Source organism: Trujillonella endophytica (genome assembly GCF_900110555.1).
Lineage (GTDB): Bacteria > Actinomycetota > Actinomycetes > Mycobacteriales > Geodermatophilaceae > Trujillonella > Trujillonella endophytica.
In genome coordinates this window covers 72,475-90,502 of record NZ_FOEE01000006.1, presented here as the reverse complement: position 1 = coordinate 90,502, position 18,028 = coordinate 72,475, and the positions used below count along the sequence as shown (strand labels likewise).

General features: G+C 75.8%; 19 protein-coding genes. 15 read left to right on the top strand and 4 right to left on the bottom strand.

Going from position 1 to position 18,028, the window contains the following annotated elements; translation table 11 throughout:
* The first annotated feature begins 49 nt into the window (after window positions 1–49).
* Genes BMY88_RS11100 through BMY88_RS11080 form a run of 5 tightly spaced genes read left to right on the top strand, consistent with a single transcriptional unit; the run spans window position 50 to window position 5,948 of the window.
* Entirely contained in the window at window positions 50–877 is an 828-nt protein-coding gene (locus tag BMY88_RS11100; protein WP_244524602.1) for a lysophospholipid acyltransferase family protein, read from the top strand.
* Window positions 874–1,878, top strand: coding sequence for an NAD(P)H-dependent glycerol-3-phosphate dehydrogenase (locus BMY88_RS11095; protein ID WP_091943092.1), 1,005 nt, complete (start codon window positions 874–876; stop codon window positions 1,876–1,878). Before BMY88_RS11100 ends, BMY88_RS11095 begins: the two co-directional genes overlap by 4 nt.
* Complete coding sequence (locus BMY88_RS11090) at window positions 1,875–3,056, top strand: cystathionine gamma-lyase (protein WP_091943090.1); 1,182 nt, start codon at window positions 1,875–1,877, stop codon at window positions 3,054–3,056. Before BMY88_RS11095 ends, BMY88_RS11090 begins: the two co-directional genes overlap by 4 nt.
* Window positions 3,057–3,076: 20 nt before the next feature.
* Window positions 3,077–4,732, top strand: a complete 1,656-nt coding sequence (locus BMY88_RS11085) for a TIGR03767 family metallophosphoesterase (RefSeq protein WP_170861069.1) — start codon at window positions 3,077–3,079, stop codon at window positions 4,730–4,732.
* A 52-nt stretch (window positions 4,733–4,784) separates the two neighbouring features.
* Window positions 4,785–5,948, top strand: a complete 1,164-nt coding sequence (locus BMY88_RS11080) for an amidohydrolase family protein (protein WP_091943086.1) — start codon at window positions 4,785–4,787, stop codon at window positions 5,946–5,948.
* On the opposite strand, the gene BMY88_RS11075 is transcribed toward BMY88_RS11080, so the two are convergent.
* Window positions 5,936–6,766 (bottom strand): CDP-alcohol phosphatidyltransferase family protein, encoded by an 831-nt coding sequence (locus tag BMY88_RS11075; protein WP_244524601.1) that lies wholly within the window; start codon window positions 6,764–6,766, stop codon window positions 5,936–5,938. The two genes, BMY88_RS11080 and BMY88_RS11075, sit on opposite strands and share 13 nt — an antisense overlap.
* Before the next feature lie 76 nt (window positions 6,767–6,842).
* Between BMY88_RS11075 and BMY88_RS11070 the strand changes: the two genes are divergently transcribed.
* Together BMY88_RS11070 and BMY88_RS11065 are read left to right on the top strand one after the other, a co-directional pair.
* Complete coding sequence (locus tag BMY88_RS11070; RefSeq protein ID WP_091943084.1) at window positions 6,843–7,997, top strand: D-alanine--D-alanine ligase family protein; 1,155 nt, start codon at window positions 6,843–6,845, stop codon at window positions 7,995–7,997.
* Window positions 7,994–8,653 (top strand): hypothetical protein, encoded by a 660-nt coding sequence (locus BMY88_RS11065; RefSeq protein WP_091943082.1) that lies wholly within the window; start codon window positions 7,994–7,996, stop codon window positions 8,651–8,653. Before BMY88_RS11070 ends, BMY88_RS11065 begins: the two co-directional genes overlap by 4 nt.
* On the opposite strand, the gene BMY88_RS11060 is transcribed toward BMY88_RS11065, so the two are convergent.
* The gene (locus tag BMY88_RS11060) at window positions 8,654–9,178 is read right to left on the bottom strand and encodes a DUF3515 domain-containing protein (protein ID WP_244524600.1); all 525 of its coding nucleotides are present in this window, start codon (window positions 9,176–9,178) and stop codon (window positions 8,654–8,656) included. It abuts the gene before it with no gap.
* A 145-nt stretch (window positions 9,179–9,323) separates the two neighbouring features.
* A complete protein-coding gene (locus tag BMY88_RS11055; RefSeq protein WP_091943080.1) occupies window positions 9,324–9,557 on the bottom strand; it encodes an Lrp/AsnC ligand binding domain-containing protein in 234 nt (77 codons plus the stop codon).
* A gap of 92 nt (window positions 9,558–9,649) precedes the next feature.
* On the opposite strand from BMY88_RS11055, the gene BMY88_RS11050 reads away from it, so the two are divergent.
* Genes BMY88_RS11050 through BMY88_RS11040 form a run of 3 tightly spaced genes read left to right on the top strand, consistent with a single transcriptional unit; the run spans window position 9,650 to window position 11,848 of the window.
* Window positions 9,650–10,699 carry a thiamine-phosphate kinase gene (locus BMY88_RS11050; RefSeq protein WP_091943078.1) on the top strand — a complete coding sequence of 350 codons (1,050 nt, stop codon included), beginning with the start codon at window positions 9,650–9,652 and terminating at the stop codon, window positions 10,697–10,699.
* Window positions 10,683–11,231, top strand: a complete 549-nt coding sequence (locus BMY88_RS11045) for a GNAT family N-acetyltransferase (RefSeq protein ID WP_091943076.1) — start codon at window positions 10,683–10,685, stop codon at window positions 11,229–11,231. Before BMY88_RS11050 ends, BMY88_RS11045 begins: the two co-directional genes overlap by 17 nt.
* Entirely contained in the window at window positions 11,219–11,848 is a 630-nt protein-coding gene (locus BMY88_RS11040; RefSeq protein ID WP_091943074.1) for a cytidylate kinase-like family protein, read from the top strand. Before BMY88_RS11045 ends, BMY88_RS11040 begins: the two co-directional genes overlap by 13 nt.
* 64 nt (window positions 11,849–11,912) lie before the next feature.
* Here BMY88_RS11040 and rpmB read toward each other — a convergent pair whose 3' ends face one another.
* Window positions 11,913–12,098, bottom strand: coding sequence for a 50S ribosomal protein L28 (gene rpmB / locus BMY88_RS11035; protein ID WP_428978315.1), 186 nt, complete (start codon window positions 12,096–12,098; stop codon window positions 11,913–11,915).
* A gap of 150 nt (window positions 12,099–12,248) precedes the next feature.
* Between rpmB and BMY88_RS11030 the strand changes: the two genes are divergently transcribed.
* The 5 genes from BMY88_RS11030 (at window position 12,249) to BMY88_RS11010 (ending at window position 17,888) form a co-directional block, all read left to right on the top strand.
* Window positions 12,249–13,886, top strand: coding sequence for a DAK2 domain-containing protein (locus BMY88_RS11030; protein WP_091943070.1), 1,638 nt, complete (start codon window positions 12,249–12,251; stop codon window positions 13,884–13,886).
* Window positions 13,887–13,902: 16 nt separating this feature from the next.
* Complete coding sequence (gene recG / locus BMY88_RS11025) at window positions 13,903–16,095, top strand: ATP-dependent DNA helicase RecG (RefSeq protein WP_091943068.1); 2,193 nt, start codon at window positions 13,903–13,905, stop codon at window positions 16,093–16,095.
* A 76-nt stretch (window positions 16,096–16,171) separates the two neighbouring features.
* Window positions 16,172–16,726: a 16S rRNA (guanine(966)-N(2))-methyltransferase RsmD gene (gene rsmD / locus BMY88_RS11020; protein WP_091943066.1), complete on the top strand. Its 555-nt coding sequence runs from the start codon at window positions 16,172–16,174 to the stop codon at window positions 16,724–16,726.
* The gene (gene coaD / locus BMY88_RS11015) at window positions 16,723–17,205 is read left to right on the top strand and encodes a pantetheine-phosphate adenylyltransferase (protein WP_091943065.1); all 483 of its coding nucleotides are present in this window, start codon (window positions 16,723–16,725) and stop codon (window positions 17,203–17,205) included. The genes rsmD and coaD overlap by 4 nt, the downstream gene beginning before the upstream one ends.
* The gene (locus BMY88_RS11010) at window positions 17,202–17,888 is read left to right on the top strand and encodes a hypothetical protein (RefSeq protein ID WP_091943063.1); all 687 of its coding nucleotides are present in this window, start codon (window positions 17,202–17,204) and stop codon (window positions 17,886–17,888) included. The genes coaD and BMY88_RS11010 overlap by 4 nt, the downstream gene beginning before the upstream one ends.
* Window positions 17,889–18,028 lie beyond the last annotated feature (140 nt).

Sequence of the window (18,028 nt, the reverse complement as noted above, 5' to 3'; positions counted from 1 at the left end):
CGCGGCAGGGTCGATCATGGTGCGGATCACACGAGGGAGAGGGGTGCCGGTGACGCAGGAGTCGTCCCCGGAGACGGCGGGGCAGCGGGCCGTCGCGACGAGCGCCGCGCGCCGGCCGCCGAAGCGGCAGACCCGCGGCCGCATCCCGTGGTCGCTGCGGCTGGCGGTCGTCGTCATCTACCCCACGGCGTCCCTGCTGTTCAAGCTGCGGTACCGGCACCCGGAGCGGGTGCCGGCCACGGGGCCGGTGCTGCTCGTCGCCAACCACGTCTCGGTGATGGACCCCCTGTCGTGCGCCCGGCTGGTCTGGGACGCCGGCCGCGTGCCGCACTTCCTCGCCAAGCAGTCGGTCTTCAAGGGCCTGGCAGGGACGATCCTGCGGCACGCCGGGCAGATCCCCGTCGCCCGCGACTCCACCGACGCCGCCGGCTCCCTGGCCACGGCCCGGGCGGACCTGCAGGCGGGCAACCTGGTGGTGATCTACCCCGAGGGCTCGGTCACCCGGGATCCGGACTGGTGGCCGATGCAGGCGCGGACGGGGGTCGCGCGCCTGGCGCTGACCACCGACGCGGCCGTCGTCCCGGTCGCGCAGTGGGGGCCCCAGCGGGTGCACGACTACCACGCCAAGAAGCTGCGGCTGCGTCCGCGGCAGCCGGCGGACTACCTGGTCGGCCATCCGGTCGACCTCGACGTCCTGCGCGCGCAGGTGCGCGCGGGCCGCGCCCTGTCGCCCGACCTGCTGCGCGAGACCACCGACCTCATCATGGGCCGGGTGCGCGACCAACTCGCCGAGCTCCGCGGAGAGCCGGCCCCGGCCGGCTTCTCCCCGCGTCCCCGCCGCTCGCTGCCGGGCGACCTGCCGGGGAACGCCGCGTGACCGGCGCCGTCCGGGCGGCCGTCCTGGGCGCCGGCTCGTGGGGGACGACGTTCGCCAAGGTGCTGGCCGACGCCGGCTGCGCGGTGACCCTGCACGCCCGCCGGCCCGAACTGGCCGCCGCGATCACGGCCGACCGGGAGAACGCCGACTACCTGCCGGGGGTGCGGCTGCCGGAGTCGCTGCGGGCCACGACCGACGCCGCCGAGGCCCTCGACGGCGCCTCCGTCGTGGTCCTCGCGGTGCCCTCGCAGTCGCTGCGGGAGAACCTCACCGCCTGGACCCCGCTGCTCCCGCCCGACGCCAGCCTGCTGTCGCTGATGAAGGGCATCGAGCTGGGCACGACGAAGCGGATGAGCGAGGTGATCTGCGAGGTGACCGGGGCCGGGGCGGACCGGGTGGCCGTGCTGTCGGGGCCGAACCTCGCCCGCGAGATCGCCGAGGAGCAGCCCGCGGCCACCGTGATCGCCTGCCCCGACCACCAGCGGGCCGCGGCGATCCAGGCGGCGTGCCTGACCGCCTACTTCCGGCCCTACACCAATACCGACATGGTGGGCTGCGAGCTCGGCGGGGCCGTCAAGAACGTCATCGCGCTGGCCTGCGGCGTGGCCGAGGGCATGGGCTTCGGGGACAACACCCGCGCCTCCCTCATCACCCGGGGCCTGGCCGAGACCGCGCGGCTGGGCTCCGCCCTGGGCGCGGAGCTCACCACCTTCGCGGGGCTGGCGGGCCTGGGCGACCTCGTGGCCACGTGCAGCTCGCCGCTGTCGCGCAACCGCACCTTCGGCGAGAAGCTCGGCCGCGGGATGTCCCTGGAGGAGGTGCAGCGCAGCACTCGCCAGACCGCCGAGGGGGTCAAGAGCTGCCGGCCGGTCCTGGAGCTCGGCCTGGCCCACGGCGTGGAGATGCCCATCACCGAGGCCGTCGTCCGGGTCTGCCACGAGGGCGTGACCGCCGCGCAGATGGTCAAGGAGATCATGTCGCGAGAGGCCAAGGCCGAGTGAGCGCACCCGCTCCCCGGTGGGGGGACGGCACCCGGTCGGTGCGCGCGGGGGAGGAGCCCGTCGTCCCCGGCGCGCCGCTGCGCCCCTCGCCGGTCTTCGCCGCGCCGTTCCACCTGGGCGACCACCCCCCGCGCGCCGGCGGTGCCGACGCCTACGCCCGCACCGAGCACCCGACGCTGCGGGTGCTGGAGGCCGCGCTCGGCGAGCTCGACGGCGGCCGGTGCCTGTCCTTCGCCACCGGCATGGCCGCCGTCAGCGCCGCCGTCCTGGCCCTGGCCGCCGCCGGCGACCGCGTCGTCCTGCCCGCGGACGGCTACTACGCCACCCGGGTGCTCGGCCGCGAGGACCTCGACCGCCTCGGGCTGCGGGTGGAGTACGTGCCGACCCTCGAGATCGGGGCGGTCGCGGCGCGCGGCGGCCTCGACGGTGCCCGGCTGGTGCTCCTGGAGACGCCGAGCAACCCGACCCTCGACGTCTGCGACATCGCGGCGGTCGCGCGCGCCACCCGGGCGGCCGGCGCGCTGCTCGTCGTCGACAACACCACCGCGACGCCGCTGGGGCAGCGCCCCCTCGCGCTCGGTGCCGACCTCACCGTCGGCTCGGACACCAAGGCGCTCACCGGGCACAGCGACCTGCTGCTCGGCCACGTCAGCACGGCCGACGACGCCGTGTACGACCGGCTCAAGGGCTGGCGCGACCGCACCGGGGGCACGCCCGGCCCCTTCGAGGCGTGGCTCGGTCACCGCTCGATGGCGACGCTGGACCTGCGCCTGGGTCGGCAGGCCGACAACGCCCGGGCCGTCGCGGAGCTGCTGTCCGCCACCCCGGGCGTGAGCGGCGTCCGCTGGCCGTGGCTCGCCGGCGACCCGTCGGCCGAGCTGGCCGCCCGCCAGATGCTGCGGCCCAACGGGGTCGTGTCCGCGGTGCTGCCCGGCGAGGACGCCGTCGCCCGCCTGGTGGCCGCGAGCCGGCTGTGGGCCGCGGCGACCAGCTTCGGCGGGCTGCACAGCACGGTGGACCGGCGCGCCCAGTGGGGTGGGGACGACGTCCCGCCGGGGTTCGTGCGGTTCTCCTGCGGCATCGAGGACACCGCCGACGTCGTGGCCGACCTGGCCGCGGCGCTGGCGGCCGCCCTGGACCCGGCCCTCGGGAACGGCACCGGAGGGGGTCCCCGCTGAGCCGCACGACCCTCGAGCGGGTGCTCGGCGCGGGCGAGGTGCTGCGCCTGGGCCGCGACACCCCGTACCACGCACTGGCCTGGCAGCCCGGCGAACCGCACCGGGTGCGCCGCGAGCTGGTGGGCGCCTCGTGGGAGCCGCCGCGGACGGGCGCCCGGGCGATCGCCTGCCTCGCCCACGTCACCGACATGCAGCTGGCCGACGTCTGCTCCCCGGCCCGGTTCGAGTTCTTCAACCGGTTCGCCGCCGATCCCCGGATGGCCGCGCTGGTCCCGATGCAGCGGCCGCAGGAGGCGCTCACCGCGCACGCCATCGACGCGCTCGTGCGCACGCTCAACGCCGTCCGCGGCGGGCCGCGCACCGGGCACCCGCTGCAGGTGGTCGTCACCACCGGCGACGCGATCGACAACGCCCAGTGGAACGAGCTGTCGCTGTGGCTGGACCTGCTCGCCGGCGGCGTCGTGTACCCCGGGGCGGGGCTGACCGCGTACGACGGCGTGCAGGCCGCCGGCTGGCCGCACGACCTGTTCTGGCGCCCGGAGGTCGACGGCGAGCCCGACCTGTTCCGCGACCGGCACGGGTTCCCGCACCGCCCCGGGCTCCTGGACGCGGCCTTCGCCGGCTTCTCCGCCGAGGGGCTGCGGCTGCCCTGGCTGGGCTGCCACGGCAACCACGAGGCGCTCATCCAGGGCGTCGGCGTGCCCACCCCGGCGCTGCAGCAGTACCTGCTGGCCGACCGCAAGCCCGTGGAGATCTCCCCGGACCTGCCGCTGGAGGACGCCGTCCGGCTGTTCACGCACTCGTCGGAGGTGTTCACCACCGCGCCCTCGCGGACGGTCACCCCGCTGGCCGACCGCCGGATCGTCGACCGTCGCTCGTTCGTCGCCGCGCACCTGTCGGACCCGGGCACGCCCGAAGGGCACGGCTTCACGGCCGACAACTACCGGGACGGCACGGCGTACTACGCGTGGGACGGCCTGCCCGGCGTCCGCGTCCTGTGCCTGGACACCACCCGGGTGACCGGCGGCAGCGCCGGGTCGGTCGACGCGGTCCAGGCCCGGTGGCTGGTCGAGCGGCTGCGGGAGGTCTCCTCGACCCACCTGGAGCCCGACGGCACCCGCGTCGACACCGGCAACGCCGACCGGCTGGTCGTCCTGCTCTCCCACCACGGGTCCACGACGCTGACCCGCTCGGAGGCCTTCCGCGCCCGCCCGCCCGGCGAGGAGGGCGTGCTCGGCGGCCCGGACCTGGTCGACCTGCTGCACCGCTTCGACAACGTGGTGCTGTGGCTCAACGGCCACACCCACGTCAGCGAGGTGCGGCCCTGGCTCTCCCCGGGAGAACCCGGCCGCGGCTTCTGGGAGGTGACCACGTGCGCGGTGGTCGACTGGCCGGGCCAGGCCCGGCTCGTGGAGTTCCTGGACAACGGCGACGGGACCCTGTCGCTGGTGTGCACGATGGTCGACCACGACAGCCCCGCCCAGCCGCCCGCGGCGCTGGACCCGGCCGCGCGCGACCCGCGGGCGCTGGCCTCGCTGCACCGCGAGCTGTCGGCCAACGTGCCGTGGGCGGGCCTGCGCTCCGGGCTGGCGGGCGGCCCCCAGGACCGCAACGTCGAGCTCGTGGTGCGCGACCCGCGCCGGCACGCCGGGTCCTTCTCGGACGCTCTCCCGTAAGGGACACGAGAGGTGTTGTCCGGATCACACCTCGCCCCTAGGCTCCGGCCCCATGGCTATCGGAGACATGCTCGTCGTAGACGCGGACTCGCACTGGTCGGAGCCCGCGGACATGTTCACCTCTCGGGCTCCCGCGAAGTACAAGGACCAGGTCCCGCACGTGGAGGTGGTCGACGGGCAGCCCTCCTGGGTCTTCAACGGCACCACGGTCGGCATGTTCGCCGCGGGCGCCGTGATCGCCAAGGACGGCACCAAGTCCGAGGACGCCCAGGTGCTGACCACCTGGACGACGGAGGACGTGCACGTCGGCGCCTACGACCCCAAGGTGCGCCTCGAGGTCCTCGACGAGTGCGGCATCGACCACCAGGTGATCTTCCCCAGCACGATCGGCCTCGGCGGGCAGGGGCTGAGCCAGGCCGGCGACCCCGTCCTCCAGCGGTTGACCATCGAGATCTACAACGACGCGATGGCCGAGATCCAGGCGGAGTCGGGCAACCGGCTGCTGCCGATGCCGCTCATGCCGGCCTACAGCGTCGCCGAGTGCGTGCGCGAGGCCAGGCGCTGCGCCGAGCTGGGCCTGCGCGGGGTCAACATGACCTCCGACCCGCAGGACCTCGGGGCCCCCGACCTCGCCAGCCACGACTGGGACCCGTTCTGGGAGGTCTGCTCCGAGCTGGAGATGCCGGTGCACTTCCACATCGGCGCCAGCGTCACGGCGATGACCTTCTACGGCAACTACGCCTGGGCCTCGCAGAAGGAGAGCACCAAGCTGGCCATCGGCGGGACGCTGCTGTTCATCGGCAACGCCCGCGTCGTCACCAACCTGATCCTGTCCGGCATCTTCGACCGGCACCCCGACCTGCAGACCGTGTCGGTGGAGAGCGGCGTGGGCTGGATCCCGTTCATCCTCGAGGCGCTGGACTACGAGATGAACGAGAACGCCAAGGCCGACCTCGCGGCGCTGAAGAAGCCGCCGTCGGAGTACTTCAAGTCCAACATGTACGCGACCTTCTGGTTCGAGAACAACCGGAACAACCTGCCGTCGCTCATCGAGTCCGTGGGCGAGGACCGGATCCTGTTCGAGACCGACTTCCCGCACCCGACGTGCCTCTACCCGAGCCCGCTGGCGAGCGTGAAGGACAAGATGGAGACCCTCGGGTCGGGCACGCAGGCCAAGATCTACGGGGAGAACGCCCGCAGGCTCTACCGGCTCTGAGCCGCTGACGCGCCACTGGCGGCCCGGCGGCTCCGGGCCGCCAGTGCCGTGAGCCAGAGGCTCACGCCCCAGTAGTAGGCGACGTAGGCCAGCGAGGCCACGGCCACGAGCGGGTGCGGGTCGGGGTACTGCAGCAGCAGGACGGCGTAGGTGACCGCCCAGACGGCCGACAGGGCCAGGCTCAGCGTCCGCAGCGCCCCGCTGCGCGAGGGGTAGAGGAAGCGGATCGGCACGAACACCAGCACCGCGAGCACGACCAGGAACACGGCCAGCACCGGCTCGCTCGCGTCGAGCACGATCGCGTAGAAGGCGACGATGTTCCAGTAGCTCGGGAAGCCGAGGAACGTGTGGTCGTCGGTCTTCGCGTCGACCCGGCAGAACTGGTAGCTCGAGGCCAGCAGCGGCAGCGCGGCGAGCAGCCAGCCCGGCAGCCCCTCGGGGAGGTAGCCGGCGGTCCACAGCAGCACGACCGGGGCGAACACGTAGGTCAGGTAGTCGACGATGTTGTCCAGCAGCGCCCCGTCGAACCAGGGGATCGTCTGCTTGACCCGGGCGCGGCGGGCCAGCATGCCGTCGGTGCCGTCGACGAAGAGCGCCGCGAGGCCCAGCCAGAGGGCGGCCTCCACGTCGCCGTCGATGGCGGCGATCACGACGAGGAACGCGAGCACGGTGCCCAGCGCCGTGTAGGCGTGCACCGCGGCGCCGGCCAGCCGCAGGCCCAGCGGGAAGGGCGCGCCGACGGGCCCGTCCGGAGCGGCCCCGCGTCCCGGGGCTCCGGCGGGGGCGGCGGTCGCGGCGGCGCCGGGGTCCTCGGACATCGGCCACGAGGTTCCCACACCGGCCCCGCCGCGGCCGTCCGGGCGAGCCTGCACTGCTCGACTAGGGTCCCTGCCGATGAGCGGACAGGCACGGAAGCTGCGCGTCGCGGTCGTGTTCGGCGGTCGCAGCGCCGAGCACGCCATCTCCTGCGTCTCGGCCGGGAGCGTCCTCGCGGCGCTGGACCCCGACCGCTACGACGTCGTCCCGGTGGGCATCACCCGCGAGGGCGGGTGGGTCCTCGCCGATGCCGGCCAGCGCCTGGCGATCGCCGGCGGCGAGCTCCCGGAGGTCATCGGCGGCACGCCGGTCACCCTGGTCGGCGATCCCGGCGGGCGTGGCCTGGGGGTGCTCGGCGCCGGAGGAGCCCTCGCCGCCGTCGAGGGCGGGCTCGTCGGGATCGACGTCGTCTTCCCCGTGCTGCACGGCGCCTACGGCGAGGACGGCACGATGCAGGGCCTGCTGGAGATGAGCGGCCTGCCCTACGTGGGGTCCGGCGTCTTCGCCAGCGCCGCGTCGATGGACAAGGAGTTCACCAAGAAGCTCCTGGCCGCCGCGGGCCTGCCCCAGGGCGACCACGTGGTGCTGCGCGACGCCACCGGCGCGCTGTGCGCCGACCCCGCGGTGCTCGACGAGGCCGCCCGGGAGCGGCTGGGGCTGCCGGTGTTCGTCAAGCCCTCCCGCGCCGGGTCCAGCATCGGCATCACCAAGGTCACCGACTGGGCGCAGTTCCCCGAGGCGGTGGCCACGGCGGCGGCGGTCGACGGCAAGGTGGTCGTCGAGGCCGCCGTCCCCGGCCGGGAGATCGAGTGCGGCGTGCTCGCCGGTCCCGATGGTGGGCCGCCGGAGGCCAGCCTGCCCGCGGAGATCCGGCTCAAGCCGGGCACCGACTGGTACGACTTCGACGCCAAGTACCTCGAGGACGCCGTCGAGTTCGACGTGCCGGCCGACCTCACGCCCGGGCAGTTGCGCCTCGTGCAGGAGACGGCCACCCGCGCCTACCTGGCGATGGACTGCCAGGGCCTCGCCCGGGTCGACTTCTTCCTCGGCACGGGGCCCGGCGGCGAGGACCGCCTGGTCATCAACGAGGTCAACACCATGCCGGGGTTCACCCCCATCTCGATGTTCCCGCGGATGTGGGCGGCCAGCGGGGTCACCTATCCCGAGCTCGTGGACCGGCTCGTCGCCGCCGCGCTCGCCGGGTCGGCCGGCGGTTCCCGGACCGGTCGGTGAGCCGGCGGCGGTGCGCCCGCCCGGTCGCCGCGTTCGTCGCCGTCCTCGCCGCCGCCGCGTGCGGCACCGGGAGCGGGGACGACGACGGGTCGGCCGACCCGGTGCAGGCCGCCGCCGCGCGCACCCCGGGGTCGGCGGGGGAGCTGTCGGCGCTGCTGGTGACCGAGGTGCCGTCCGGGCTGGCACGCGTCGCCGACGCCGACGTCGACCCGCCTGCGGGGGAGAAGTCCCTCGCGGACGTCGCCGGCTACGCCGACGACCCGGCCTACGAGCGGGCGGTGCTCGAGGACTACGGCTACCGGTACGGCTGGGAGCGGTTCTGGGGGACGCCGGGCGGCACCGTGACCAGCGTGTTCGTGGACCAGTTCGACGCCGTCGAGGGGGCGGCGGCCTACGCCGAGGACCTCGCCGGCGACGGCGCGGACCACTACGCCGGCATGCTCGTGCACGACCCCGTGGCGCTGCCCGACGGGTGCCGGCTGCTCACCGTCTCCCATCCCGACCCCGAGTCCCGGGTGACCGGCCCGGCCGCCTTCGCCTGGTGCGCGCACGGGGTGTTCAGCGTCGCGGTGAGCGCGGTGAGCGCGACGGTGGGCGCGGCGACCGACGAGGTCGTCGCCGTCGTCGCCACGCAGCTGGACCGGCTGCCGGGCTGATCAGCCCGGCAGCGGCTCCTGGGCGGGCATCGTCGCGGCGATCAGCCCGCCGAGGGTGACCACCGGCTCGCTGTCGATGCTGGCGGGCACGGCGATCTCGACGTACACCGGGCGGTCGATGGCCGTCCAGACCGTCACGTCGGGGTCGGAGTCGTCGAGGAACCACCGCACCTGGTTCAGGTTGAACTGCTCCGCGCCCAGGACGAAGCCGGCCGGGCGCTCGACCCCGCAGCGCAGCACGATCGGCGGCTCGCCCCACGCGTAGGCGTAGGGGGTGTCCGACAGCACCCGCCGGGACGCCTGGCCGGCCAGCTCGATCGGCAGCTCGGTCATGAACGCCGGGCACGCGGCGTCGGCCTCGGGCGTGACCGGGGGGACCGGCACCTCGAGCACGGGCAGGTCCGCCCGGGCGGTGCTCGCCGGGCCGCTGACCTGTGCCGGCGGGTCGTCGCCGGCGTCGTCGCCGCGGAGGTTGACCAGTACCAGCAGGGCCACCAGCAGCGGCACGACGACCGCGGTCACCACCAGGGCGGCCCGCCGCAGCGGGTCCGGGGCGGCCGGGTCCGGGGCGCCGGTCTCCGGGGCGCCGGTGTCCGGGGTCTCGTCGTCCGCGGGGACGGCGGGCTCGGCGGTGTCGCCGTCCTCCGGGCGGGGGTGCTCGCTCAGGGGCTCAGAGGTTGACGACGGGGCAGGTCAGCGTGCGCGTGATGCCGTCGACCGACTGCACCCGGGCGACGACGAGGCGACCGAGCTCGTCGACGGTCTCGGCCTCGGCGCGGACGATGACGTCGTAGGGGCCCGTGACGTCCTCGGCCCTGGTGACGCCCGCGATCTCGGCGATCGTCGTGGCCACCTGTGCGGCCTTGCCGACCTCGGTCTGGATCAGGATGTAGGCGTGGACCACGGGAGAACCTTCCTCGGGCAGCGCTGCCGCCGGGTCGTCGCCGCCGGTCGGCGGGTCGGCTGGCAACCTACCCCAGTGACCGGAAGCACCCCGTGACGCGGCCAGCCGCCCCCGACCGTCCCGGCGGCACCGTCGCGGGCCTCGGCGAGTTCGCGCTCATCGACCGCGTCGTCGCCCGGGCGGGCGTCGCGCGCGCCGCGGAGGTCGGCCCCGGCGACGACGCCGCGGTGGTCCGGACGCCCGACGGCCGGGTGGTCGCCACCACCGACGTGCTGGTCGAGGGGCGGCACTTCCGCCGCGACTGGTCCTCGGGCACCGATGTCGGGCACAAGGCCGCCGCCGCCAACCTCGCCGACGTCGCCGCGATGGGCGCCGTCCCCACGGCCCTGCTGGTCGGGCTGGCCTGCCCGCCCGACACCCCGGTCGGCTGGCTGGAGGAGGTCGCCGACGGGCTGGCCGCCGAGGCCGGGCCGCTGGGCGCTGCGGTGGTGGGGGGCGACACCGTCGCCGCCGCCCCCGACAGCGGCGCCGTCGTCCTGTCGGTCACCGCGCTGGGCGACCTCGGCGGCCGGCGGCCGGTGCTGCGCTCCGGGGCCGCGCCCGGGGAGGTCCTGGCGCTGGCCGGGCGGCTCGGCTGGTCGGCGTGCGGGCTGGCGGTGCTGCGCCGGGGGTGCAGCGGGGTGGGCGGGGAGGCCATCGCGGCCGTGCGGGCACACCGGCGGCCCGAGCCGCCCTACGCGGCCGGGCCCGCCGCCGCCACCGCCGGCGCCACCGCCATGTGCGACGTCAGCGACGGCCTGCTCGCCGACGCCGGCCACCTGGCGGTCGCGAGCGGGGTGGTGGTGGAGATCGACGGGGCGGCGCTCGCGGCCGTCGCGCTGGACCCGCCGGGCCCGCTGCACCAGGTCGGCGCGGCGCTCGGGGTCGACCCGATGGCGTGGGTGCTCACCGGTGGGGAGGACCACGCGCTCCTGGCGACCTTCCCCGCGGATGCGAGGCTGCCCGCGGGCTGGGCGGTGATCGGCGCCGTCGCGGCGGCAACGGGCGACCTCGGGGCGGGCGTCCGGGTCGACGGCCGGCCGGCGGCCGCGGTCGCCGAGGCGCTGGGGGCGGGAGGAACGGGACATGTCCACTTCTCATGACGGGGTCAGGTCGGGTGGGGTCGAGCGCGCGCTGCCCGACGGGCGGGTGGTGCGGCTGTACCCGGCCGGATACGACTCCCCGGCCGGCCGGGCCCTGGTCGCGGCGGTGCAGCAGGAGTACGTCGTGCGCTACGGCGGCCCCGACGACGCGGTCGTCGACCCCGCGCAGTTCGAGCCGCCCGCCGGGCTGTTCCTGGTCGCCGAGGTCGACGGCGAGGCAGCGGGCTGCGCGGCCTGGCGGGTGCACACTCCGGGTGTGGTGGAGGTGAAGCGGGTGTACGTGGCCCCGCACGTGCGGCGGCTCGGTCTCGCCGGCCTGCTGATGGACGCCGTCGAGGCGAGCGCCGCGGCGGCCGGGCACCGGTCCGTCGTGCTCAACACCGGCGAGCGCCAGCCCGAGGCCCTGGCCCTGTACGCCCGGCGCGGCTACGGTCCGGTCCCCGGTTACGGCATCTACGCCGACGCGCCGGATGCCGTCTTCCTCGGCAAGCACCTGACCGGACGGACGGAGGCGCAGTCGTGGGCGTCGTGACGATCTCGGCGTCCTACGGCGCCGGCGGGGTGGACGTGGGCCCGGCGGTGGCCGAGCGGCTGGGCCTGCCCTTCCACGACCGCGCCATCCCGTTCCAGGTGGCCGGGCGGCTGGGCGTGCCGGTGGCCGAGGCGGAGGAGAACGACGAGCGCGTGGCCCGCGGGCTGTGGCGGCTGGTCGCCTCCCTCGGCAGCGTGCCGGACCCGGTGGGCGGCGTCGTGCCGCTGACCGGGATCCCCGACGAGCGGGCCTTCCGGGAGCAGACCGAGCGGGTGCTCGGCGAGATCGCCGCGGGCGTCGGGGGAGTGGTCCTCGGGCGGGCGGCCGGGCTGGTGCTGCACGACCGCTCCGACGCGCTGCACGTGCGCCTGGACGGGCCGCCGGAGCGCCGCGTGGCGATGGTCGTCGCGCGCACCGGGCGCCCGCGCGAGGACGTGCGCCGGGAACTGGAGGCCAACGACCGCGCACGGGAGGCCTACGTCCGGCACTTCTACCGGGTCGATCCCCGCTCCTGCCGGCACTACCACCTGGTGGTCGACGGGACGGCGCTGCCGATGGAGTCCGTCGTCGACCTCGTCGTGCTGGCCGCGCGGGCCCGGGGCATCGGCGCGCACTGACCCCGGGCACGACGAAGGACCCCGCAGGTCAGCGACCTGCGGGGTCCTTCGTGTCGGTGCGGCGCTACTTGGCGCGGACGACCTTGCCGGCGCGGATGCACGAGGTGCACGCGTTGATCCGGCGACGGTTGCCCGGAGCCACGAGGGCCTTCACGGACTGGATGTTCGGGTTCCAGCGGCGCGGCGTGCGGCGGTGCGAGTGCGACACCGACATACCGAAACCGGGCCCCTTGTTACACACATCGCACACGGCAGCCACGGTGGATCACTCCCAGGGATTCGTTCACTTCAGGCGGCGCTCGGATGGCAACCGCGTACAGACCGTCGACCAGTCTAGCCGTACCTCGCCGGCGGCGTCGCGCGCCCCGGGAGCGTCGGTGCGCGTGGGTACTCTCCGGCCGTGTTACCGGCGCTGGACGACGCCGCGGCCGGCCGCTGGTGCCGGGCCGCGGTCGCCGCGCTGTCCGAGGCCCGGGGCCGCCTCGACGACCTCAACGTCTTCCCGGTGCCCGACGGCGACACGGGCACCAACCTGCTGCTCACGGCCGAGGCCGCCGTCGAGGCCCTCGACGCGGCCGGCGACGGCGAGCCGGCGTGGACCGTGCTGGCCCGCGGCGCGGTGCTGGGCGCGCGCGGGAACTCCGGCACGATCCTCGCCCAGGTGCTGCGCGGCCTCGCCGACGCCCTGGCCGGCGCCGCACCGGCCGACGGGCCCGCGTTCGCGGCGGCGCTCCAGGGGGCCGCGGTGACCGCCTACGCCGCGGTCGCCGACCCCGCGGAGGGGACCTTCCTCACCGTCGCCCGCGCGGGCGGGGAGGCGGCGGTCGCCGCGGTGGCCGAGGGGAACACCGACCTCGCGGAGGTGGTGCGGGCGGCCGCCGACGGCGCCCGGGTCGCGCTGGAGGCGACCCCCGGCCAGCTGGCCGTCCTGCGCGACGCCGGGGTGGTCGATGCAGGCGGCGCGGGGCTGTGCCTGGTCCTCGACGCCCTGGTCACCACGGTCACCGGCGTCGAGCCGGCCCGGCCGCCGCTGGAGCGCCGCGATCCCTCCGCCGGGACCGGCGGCGCCGCGGCGGCGCACCGACACCACCACCACGGCGATCGCGACGTGCCGCACCAGCCGCCCGCGGGCCCGGGCAGCGAGGTGCAGTACCTGCTGGCCGACGCCGACGAGGCCGACGTCGCGCACCTGCAGACCCGGCTGGCCGCCCTCGGCGACAGCCTCGTCGTCGTCGGCGTGGACACCCCGTCGGGCCGGGAGTGGAACGTGCACGTGCACGTGGCCGACGTCGGCGCGGCGATCGAGGCCGGCATCGAGGCGGGCCGGCCGTACCGCATCTCGGTGACCCCCCTGGCGCCCGTTCCGCCGGCCGCGCCGGTGCAGGGCACCCGGGCGGTGGTCGCCATCGTCCCGAGCGAGGGGCTGGCCGAGCTGTTCTCCGGGGAGGGCGTGTTCGTCGTCACCTGCGGCCCCGACGGGGTCGGCGAGGACGACGTGCTGGACGAGGTGCTCGGCTCGACGGCCGCCGCGGTCGTCGTCCTGCCCAACGACCCGGCGCTCACCCCGGTGGCCTCCCGCGCCGCCGTCCGCGCCCGGGAGTTGGGCCGCGAGGTCGCCGTCGTGCCGACCCGCTCCCCGGTGCAGGGACTGGCCGCGATCGCCGTGGCCGACCCCTCCCGGCACTTCGGCGACGACGTGGTGTCGATGGCCGAGGCCGCCGCCGCGACCCGCTGGGCGGAGATCACCGTGGCCGAGCAAGAGGCGCTGACCAGCGCGGGGCGCTGCCGGCCCGGCGACGTCCTGGGCTCGGCGGAGGGCGACGTCGTCGTCATCGGGTCCGACGCGGTCACGGTGGCCCGCGAGCTGCTGGACCGGCTGCTGTCGGCCGGCGGGGAGCTGGCGACCCTCGTGGTCGGCCCCGAGGCCGGGCTGGGCGACGCCGCCTGCGCGCACCTGTCCTCGGCGCACCCGACGGTGGAGGTGGTGCGGTACGAGGGCGGCGCCGCGGGGGTGCCGCTGCTGGTGGGCGTGGAGTGACGGGAGGCGAGGTGGCATGGCGGTCGACCTGACCACCGAGCTGCACAAGGTGCTCGGGCCCAAGACGGCCAAGGCCATGGCCACCTCGCTGGGCCTGCACACGGTGCGGGACCTGCTGCGGCACTACCCGCGGCGGTACGCCAAGCGCGGGGAGATGACCCGCCTCGACGACCTCCAGGTCGGCGACCGCGTCACGGTGCTGGCCCAGGTCCGCCGGGTGACCACCCGGCCGATGCGCCAGCGCAAGGGCTCGCTCACCGAGGTGACCGTGGGCGACGGCGCGGGGACGATGCAGCTGGTCTTCTTCAACCACCGGCACGGCCAGCTCCGCGAGGGGTCCTGGGGGCTGTTCGCCGGGACCGTCGGCGAGTACCGGGCCAGCAAGCAGTTCGCCCACCCGGACTTCCACCTCATCACCGGCGACGACGACGAGGAGTGGGCCCGGGCGCTCATCCCGATCTACCCGGCGAGCAAGGAGGTCAGCAGCTGGGTGATCCAGCGCTCGGTCAAGCTGCTGCTGGACTCCGGCGGCGGCTTCGGCTTCGTGACCGACCCGCTGCCCGAGGAGATCCGCGCCCGGCACGGCCTGCAGAGCCTCCCGGCGGCGCTGCTGGACATCCACCGGCCCACCGGCTCCGAGGACGTCGAGCGCGCGGAGCAGCGGCTGAAGTGGGACGAGGCGCTCGTCCTGCAGCTCACCCTCGCCGCCCGCCGCCGGGCCGCGGCGCTGGAGCCCGGCACCGCCCGCCCGCGGCGCAGCGGCGGGCTGCTCGACGCCGTCGACGCCGCGCTGCCGTTCGCGCTGACCGAGGGCCAGCACGCGGTCGGCGAGGAGCTCGCCGCGGAGCTGGACCGCGACGCCCCCATGCACCGGCTGCTGCAGGGCGAGGTCGGATCGGGCAAGACCGTCGTCGCGCTGAGGGCCATGGCGCAGGTGGTGGACGCCGGCGGGCAGGCCGCGCTGCTGGCGCCCACCGAGGTGCTGGCCGCCCAGCACGCCCGCGGCATCGCGGCGCTGCTGGGACCGCTCGGCCGGGCCGGCGAGCTGGACGGCGACCCGGCCGGAACGCGGGTGGTCCTGCTCACCGGCTCCCAGCGGGCCGCCGCTCGCCGGGAGGCGCGCGCCGCGGTCGCCGACGGCAGCGCGGGCATCGTGATCGGCACGCACGCGCTGCTCCAGGAGGGCGTGGAGTTCGCCGACCTCGGCCTGGTCGTCGTCGACGAGCAGCACCGCTTCGGGGTCGAGCAGCGCGACGCCCTGCGCGCCAAGGGTGCCCGGCCGCCGCACGTGCTCGTGATGACGGCCACCCCGATCCCGCGCACCGTCGCGATGACCGTCTACGGGGACCTGGAGATCTCCACCCTGCGCCAGCTGCCCAGCGGTCGGGGCGGCGTGAGCAGTTCGGTGGTGCCGGTGGCCGAGAAGCCGGCCTGGCTCGGGCGCGCCTGGGAGCGGGTGCGCGAGGAGGTCGCCGCCGGCCGCCAGGCCTACGTCGTCTGCCCGCGGATCGGCGAGCTCGAGGGCGAGAAGGGCGGCGCCGAGGAGGAACCCGGCGACGACGACGGCGCCCCGGCCGACGACGGCGGCGACCGCCGGGCGCCGCTGGCCGTGCTCGACGTCGCCGAGGACCTGCGCACCGGCCCCCTCGCGGGGCTGCGGCTGGAGGTCCTGCACGGGCGGCTCACCCCGGAGGAGAAGGACGCCCGGATGCGGGCCTTCGCCGCCGCCGAGGTCGACGTCCTGGTCGCCACCACCGTCGTCGAGGTCGGCGTCGACGTCCCCAACGCGACGGTGATGGTCGTGATGGACGCCGACCGGTTCGGCGTCAGCCAGCTGCACCAGCTGCGCGGACGGGTGGCCCGGGGGAAGCACCCGGGGCTGTGCCTGCTCGTGTCGGAGGCGTCGACGTCGTCCCCCACCGGGCAGCGGCTGGCCGCGGTGGCGGCGACCTCCGACGGCTTCGAGCTGGCCCGGCTGGACCTGGAGACCCGCCGCGAGGGCGACGTGCTCGGCGCGGCCCAGTCCGGCCGCCGGTCCGGCATCCGGCTGCTGTCGCTGCTGGAGGACGAGGAGCTCATCGCCCGGGCCCGTACCGAGGCGACGGCGCTGCTGGCCACCGAGCGGGGGCTGGCAGACCACCCGGGGCTGGCGATGGAGGTCGCGGCGCTGGCCACCGACGAGCGCGCCGAGTACCTGGAGAAGGCATGAAGGACCCCCTCGCCCCCCACCGCTCGCACGCTCGCGGCGGGCCCCTGCGAGGGGGCGGACCGACGGCGATGATCCGGTGACCCGGATCATCGCCGGTCTCGCCGGGGGACGGCGGCTCGCGGTGCCGGCCTCGGGGGTCCGGCCGACGGGGGACAAGGCCCGCCAGGCGCTGTTCAACAGCCTCGGCGGCCTGCTCGACCTCGAGGGCGCCGCCGTGCTGGACCTCTACGCCGGGTCCGGCGCCCTGGGGCTGGAGGCGCTGTCGCGCGGTGCGGCGTCGGTCGTCCTCGTCGAGTCCGGGCCGCGGGTGCTGCCCGTGCTGCGGGCGAACGTGGCCGCGGTCGGGCTGCCGGGCGCGCGCGTGGTCGCGGGCTCCGTGCCGACCGTGGTCGCCGGCCGGCCGGCGGCGCGCTTCGACCTCGTCCTCGCCGACCCGCCGTACGCCACGCCCGCCGCCGAGGTGCTCGGTGTGCTGTCCGCGCTGGCCGGGGGCGGCTGGCTCGCCGAGGACGCCGTCGTCGTGGTCGAGCGGTCCAGCCGCGAGGAGCCGTGGGAGTGGCCGACACCCTGGACCGGGATCCGCGATCGCCGCTACGGGGAGGCTCTGCTCCGGTACGGTCGCGCATCGTGAGACGTGCCGTGTGTCCCGGTTCGTTCGACCCGGTCACCAACGGGCACGTCGACGTCATCGCCCGGGCCGCGGCGCTCTACGACGAGCTGGTCGTGGCGGTGCTGGTCAACCCGGGTAAGGCGGGGCTGCTCACCGTCGAGGAGCGCATGGAGCTGCTGCGCGAGGCCTGCGCGGACCTGCCCAACGTCCGCGTCGACAGCTTCCACGGCCTGCTCGTCGACTACTGCCGGGAGCACGACGTCCCGGTGATCGTGAAGGGCCTGCGCGCCGTCGGCGACTTCGAGTACGAGCTGCAGATGGCCCAGATGAACCGGGAGCTGGCCGGGATCGAGACCCTCTTCGTGCCGACCGCCCCGCAGGTCGGCCACCTCTCCTCGAGCCTGGTCAAGCAGATCGCCACCTTCGGCGGGGACGTGTCGAGCCTGGTGCCCAAGGGCGTGCTCGACCGGCTGCTGGCCATGCGGGAGCAGGGATCGTGACAGAGGTCGTCTACCGGCTCTACGACGTCGTCGACGAGCTGAGCCAGGTCATCGAGCACGCCCGCAGCGTGCCCATGTCGGGCTCCTGCATGGTGCCGCGCGACCACCTCCTCGACCTGCTGGACGAGCTCCGGGAGAACCTTCCCGAGGAGGTGCAGCAGGCCGGGCGGATCGTCGAGCAGCGCACCGAGATCCTCGAGCAGGCGCAGGCCGAGGCCGAGCGGCTGACCGGCCGGACCCGCGGCGAGAGCGAGCAGCTGGTCTCCTCGGCGCGGCGGCAGCGCGAGGAGATCCTCGGCGTCGCCCGCCGGCAGCACGACGAGTTGCTGGCGCAGGCGCAGGCCGACGCCGAGGACGTGCTCGCCGAGGCCGAGGCGGAGGCCGCCCGGCTGGTCGAGGAGGCCCGCCGGCACCACGAGGCCGTGCTGGCCGACGCGCAGGCGCAGCAGGCCGAGCTGCTGGCCGTGGCCGCCCGGGAGCACGAGCGCCTGGTGACCGAGACCGAGGTCTACCGCGGCGCCGTCGCCCGGGCCGACGACCTGGGCGCGCAGACCGCGACCGAGGTGGCGCGGATGCGGGCCGAGGTCGACGAGTACGTCGACAGCCGGCTGGCCGACTTCGGCACCACGCTGGAGCGCATGCTGCGCTCGGTGGAGAAGGCCCGGCTCAACCTCCGCGAATGAGGGACCCCCTCGCCCCCCACCCCGCGCTCCGCTCAGGGCGGGCCCCCGCGAGGGGGCCGTGGCGGCCGCGCGGGATCGGGTAGTCTTGGCAGCTGCTCCGCGTGGCGGCGTCAGCCCCGCCGGACCCCCTCCCTCCTCCC

Coding starts and splice junctions, on each gene's coding strand:
- BMY88_RS11080 (WP_091943086.1), top strand. CDS start 4,785: ATGGCTATCGGAGACATGCTCGTCGTAGACGCGGACTCGCACTGGTCG.
- BMY88_RS11075 (WP_244524601.1), bottom strand. CDS start 6,766: ATGTCCGAGGACCCCGGCGCCGCCGCGACCGCCGCCCCCGCCGGAGCC.
- BMY88_RS11070 (WP_091943084.1), top strand. CDS start 6,843: ATGAGCGGACAGGCACGGAAGCTGCGCGTCGCGGTCGTGTTCGGCGGT.
- BMY88_RS11045 (WP_091943076.1), top strand. CDS start 10,683: ATGTCCACTTCTCATGACGGGGTCAGGTCGGGTGGGGTCGAGCGCGCG.
- recG (WP_091943068.1), top strand. CDS start 13,903: ATGGCGGTCGACCTGACCACCGAGCTGCACAAGGTGCTCGGGCCCAAG.